Raw genomic sequence first — 4,735 nt, 5'->3', positions numbered from 1 at the left:
TATCTGGCCGTGGTTCCTACCTATTTCGCCCCCTAAAACTGTCCGAAGTATTGCTCACTATAATTGCACAAAAGCACTAAATATTTGGGGAACACCGGCTTTAAGGTGTGAATTTTGATTGTTTATTGGATTCAAGCAGCTAAAAAACTATAAAGCAGGTTTGATGCCGCTCCATACTGGCAAGGTCAAATCTTCTTTATTTTCAGACGGCCCACCAGTTCGACTCTTAAAAGCACCCTCTTCGATGGTCAAACGTATCAGCGCAGTACCTTTGCGCTCCTGCAAGTTAGGCGCGCGCACCTGTTCCCAGCGGTCAGGCTCAATATCATTAATAATCGCTTTAAATACTGCATCAAATTCTTCCTGACCACAAACTCGCTCTCCTCGGCAAAACAACACGGCTGAACGATAATTGGCACTATGATGGAATGCCGATTTTGACAACACCCATTCATCATACCGGGCAAAGGAAATACATACCTGCCCTCCGGCTTCGATTAATTTTTGCAAGCGACTTTTATTCGCCACATGAAAATACAAAAAACACCCTAAGCGCCAAACCGTTAAAGGAATAATAATGGCTTCACCATTTTCAGAAAATCCCACATGACCTAGCTTTAGCTCATCAATAAGTGGGTAGATTTCCTCTCGTCGATAACTGGCACGTTTGGCTCCACGGCGTACGCGGCTTTTTTCTGAGGTTGGCAACTCACCGGAAACTGAATGGACCCTATCCATAACCTCTCCCTTAATAGATCAGGTATCAAATGGTTGTGGCCAATGTATGGCCTTACTGGTACTCTGATAAGATCCAGTTTTAACAAAATGATGATGCCAGTTTTGAGCGCACCCGACCTTGCAGACCTGACCCTAGATTCAACCCAGCCGCTTCAAGCGCAACTTTATCGCAGCCTGGTACAGTGGATCTGTAATGGCCGCTTGCTAGCTGGCGCCAAACTACCGTCCTCCCGCAGAATGTCAGAAACCCTCGGCATTAGCCGTAACACCGTCACCCTAGTGATGGAACAGCTAAAAGCAGAGGGCTTTCTGACCAGCCATCCCGGTCGTGGGGTGTTCGTTTCCTCTGAATTCCCCTCCCACGTAAAAAAACCCAAAGGGGTAAGCTGGCAAACGAAGATCCCCGGGAACTTACCCAAACTATCCAGTTATGGCGATGCGATACGACAACTGCCAGGGAAAGATACAAACATGCCATCCCTTCCCTTTACCCCAGGCTTACCTGACCTCAACGCATTTCCATTTAAACTTTGGAATAGGCTGTACCGGCGCCACCTGGGAAGAAAACCTTTAGCCGGATATGGCCAAAGCCAGGGATACCTCCCCCTTCGCCAAGCACTGGCCGAATATTTGCGCAGCTCTCGCGGTGTTCGTTGCAACCCCGATCAAATTATTATTACTAACGGCGCTCAGGAAGCCTTGAGCCTGTGCGCACAAGTGACGGTGAACCCCGGGGATACCGTGTTGATAGAAAACCCCGGTTATCGGCGAGCCCGGCTAGCTTTCCATGCGGTCGGCGCAAAGCTCAAACCGGCAGGACTCATTAATCACACACTCAACGTTGGGAAGTTGATAAAAACCACAAGCACAGCCAGGCTTCTGTTCACCACTCCAACACACCAATATCCAATGGGTGGCGTAATGCCAGCTGACGATCGAGTCAAACTACTGGATTGGGCAGCACAATTCGGTTGCTGGATACTCGAAGACGATTATGACAGCGAATTTTCATTCCAGCACAAGCCTGTAGCGACACTTCAGGGAATGGCAGAGAATACGCCGGTACTATATATGGGCAGCTTCAGTAAAACCCTACAGCCGTCACTTCGGCTAGGTTACCTGGTAGTACCCAAATTCAGTATCCCTGAATTTATCCACGCCAAAGAGATTCTGTCGGGACACTCTCCACTTCTCTGCCAAGCTGTAGTGGCAGACTTTATCAACGAAGGACATTTTGTACGACACCTGCGAAAGATGCGCAACAATTATTTCGAAAAGTGGACACACCTTTGTCAACTTATCCGTGACCAACTAGAACCCCAAGCTCAATTAATTGCGAGTAATACCGGAATGCACCTAGTGATCTCGACACCTGATCACTGTGACACCCAGCTGGCAAATACCCTAACCGCATCTAGATTTGGCAGCACACCGTTATCTCTCTATTATCCAAATAGAAAGGGGCAATCTGGGTTGGTACTCGGCTTTGCCAACACTTCCATCAATGAAAGAGAAAGATGCATAAATATTTTAAAAGAAGCGTTGAATAAATAAATTATAATATCCTCCACAAGCTAGCGCGATTTAGTTTAACACTTCCGTTTTGAACATTAGCACCTAACGTATAGATTAACCCTTTAAAATCCTATCTGTTGGATATTTAAAATAGGTAATAAGAGGCTAATTTTGCGACACCTATGAGAGAAATGGTTTAATCAACAACCGCCTCATGACTTTAGAAATAATATCGCATCAAATCTGTAGACCCTCTCTAACAACTAAAAAACTTGAGGTTATTTCTCACCAACAAGGAAAATCTATATTCAGTCAGCTTTAAACTAATTAGCTGCCAGCTCCAAACACCACTCAACTCACACCACTTCATTTAGGCCCCTATTGAAATTGCAAGAAAAATTGATGCCATAATAAGAAAAATTTCCGTTTATTTGGGAAGAATTTCCTATGGTTCTTTCCCAAACCTAGTTCACACTCTCCATGGCTTTGGATGTTCTCGCCTTTGTAAAACTTACAAGATAAATGGGATCTAACATGAAAAATGGAAATATTAATTCGCTAAGGGTGGCGCTTTTGAGTGTTGCGGGAGCTGCCAGCCTTGCCTTATCTGGTGTGGCTTCGGCTGTCAGCTGCGGTGATACGGTTACTGCCCCGGCAGTTCTAACTGGAGATATCGCTTTTTGCGCAAGTAATCCAGCGGTAACTATAAAAGATGCTGGCACCTTGGATTTGAACGGTTATACCGTTAGTTGTGCTGGATCCGGGATAGGCATAAAAATACTTGGTGCCGATAGGACTCTCGAAGACACAGCGGGCGGCAATAGTATTGCCAATTGTGATACGGGAGTCTCCGTTGAAGGGGACGGCGGGCATTTAGTTCAAGAGGTGAATGCCACTGGGAACTTTGTTTCAGGAATCGCCCTTTGGAGTGCTGGAAACACCCTGGAGTTCTCTACCTCAAATGGTAATTTCGGAATGGGTGTGCGTGTTATGGGGGATGGCAACCGGGTCAGAAACTCAGACATGACAGGCAATTCACTCCAAGGTGTTAAAATCGTCGGAGGCAATACTTTACTTCGCTTCAATGATACAAGCTTTAATGTGACGAGTGGAATTGTCGTGGCAGAAGGGAGCGGTGGTATAATTGCGGAAAATATATCAGATGGTAATGGAACCAATGGAATTATGATACTGCCTTATGGCCAGGTAGGCTTCCTTATTGTCGGAAATACCGCTACTGGAAATGCAGGCGCTGACTTAGCTGATCACAATACACCTCCATGTACCGGTAATGTGTGGATAAGAAATACTTTTGACACCGCCAACCACGCCTGTATTCAGTAGGCATAATATTAGTTTTTACCGTGGGCCTATAAACATTGATTTTATTCGATGTGTAGGCCCATTATATCAGTCAGGGCTATGATGAAGCATGCCGAGAGCCACCATGCCGAAGCAGAATATAGCCTCAAACACCGTAAAAACCATTAAGAAAAATTTCCCTCTCAGACAATATCCTTACCCCATGACCGCGCCTGGAAGCTCGTTTAGTCCCTTCTTCTCCGCAGGAAAAACGTGGCCGACAGCCGTCACCATTGAGCGTCATGTTGCGTTATTCATTACATGCAGTTTGTTTACAATCTCAGCGATCCCGCCATGGAAGATGCACTTTATGAGATTAAATCTATGCGTAATTTTTCCGGATTAATTTTGAGAGACCAGGTGAGATAACTACTCTCAACTTTCGTCACTTACTAGAATTGAACCCAATGAGAACAGGTCCTATTGAGGGAACCAGTCAATATCCTGCTGAGGATAGCATGGTGCTGCAAGGGCGCCATTGTGAATGCGACCTTCATATCTGCTCCAAACTCCGCCCAGAATAAGAAGAAACAACGTGATCCAGAAATGTATCAAGCTAAAAAAGGCAATCAGTAGCACTTTGGCATGAAAATTGACGTCGCTACAGATGATACACAGACTTATCCACAGTACTGATGCAACAGCTGTTAACCGCACGATATTACTGCGACAGCAAAATGGTTACATGGTGAAGATAAGCGAGTCCGGGCGATACTGGTTACACCGGAGCAGAAAAGCGTGAAAAGCTGAAGGCTAGAGATGCGGAGTGGCACATTGTAGAGAGACCAAGACACTTAAAGCATCAACCAAAGTAAGAGGAGTTACGATGAGTGGAAAAAATAGCTTTGACTATAGAAAGGTCCGCTACCAGAGCTTAAAGAAAAATACCCAACGCCTGGGGCTGCTGGCAGGCCTTAACAACCTGCTAATTGATAAAAACATTTACCGACCCAGGCTTAGTATGCCTGAAATTTGTGAAATACAGCTTTATATAAGAGAAAAACCGGGAGACTCTTATGGAAGCTTGATGAATGACTAATAAATAGCCTCCTTCACTGTTTGAAGTGAGGGTGTAAATAATTCTGTGTAACCGCTCTTGCTAGTGGATTATTGGTAGTCG

At 45.3% G+C, this 4,735-nt stretch carries 5 protein-coding genes; 4 read left to right on the top strand and 1 reads right to left on the bottom strand.

The window, feature by feature from the left end; genetic code table 11:
* Nucleotides 1-147: 147 nt before the first annotated feature.
* Complete coding sequence (locus MO867_RS20580) at nucleotides 148-738, bottom strand: pyridoxamine 5'-phosphate oxidase family protein (protein WP_252472600.1); 591 nt, start codon at nucleotides 736-738, stop codon at nucleotides 148-150.
* Between the two features lie 102 nt (nucleotides 739-840).
* Between MO867_RS20580 and pdxR the strand changes: the two genes are divergently transcribed.
* The 4 genes from pdxR (at nucleotide 841) to MO867_RS20565 (ending at nucleotide 4,654) form a co-directional block, all read left to right on the top strand.
* Nucleotides 841-2,292 carry a MocR-like pyridoxine biosynthesis transcription factor PdxR gene (gene pdxR, locus MO867_RS20575; protein ID WP_252472598.1) on the top strand — a complete coding sequence of 484 codons (1,452 nt, stop codon included), beginning with the start codon at nucleotides 841-843 and terminating at the stop codon, nucleotides 2,290-2,292.
* A gap of 495 nt (nucleotides 2,293-2,787) precedes the next feature.
* Nucleotides 2,788-3,597 (top strand): right-handed parallel beta-helix repeat-containing protein, encoded by an 810-nt coding sequence (locus MO867_RS20570; RefSeq protein ID WP_252472596.1) that lies wholly within the window; start codon nucleotides 2,788-2,790, stop codon nucleotides 3,595-3,597.
* A 279-nt stretch (nucleotides 3,598-3,876) separates the two neighbouring features.
* A complete protein-coding gene (locus MO867_RS24175; RefSeq protein WP_373565918.1) occupies nucleotides 3,877-3,984 on the top strand; it encodes a transposase in 108 nt (35 codons plus the stop codon).
* Nucleotides 3,985-4,441: 457 nt separating this feature from the next.
* Nucleotides 4,442-4,654 (top strand): hypothetical protein, encoded by a 213-nt coding sequence (locus MO867_RS20565; protein ID WP_252472594.1) that lies wholly within the window; start codon nucleotides 4,442-4,444, stop codon nucleotides 4,652-4,654.
* Nucleotides 4,655-4,735 lie beyond the last annotated feature (81 nt).

The sequence above is a fragment of the Microbulbifer okhotskensis genome (assembly GCF_023895975.1).
GTDB classification, from domain to species: domain Bacteria; phylum Pseudomonadota; class Gammaproteobacteria; order Pseudomonadales; family Cellvibrionaceae; genus Microbulbifer; species Microbulbifer okhotskensis.
The sequence above is the reverse complement of the archived record's forward strand: the minus strand, read 5'-3'. Positions and strand labels throughout refer to the sequence as shown.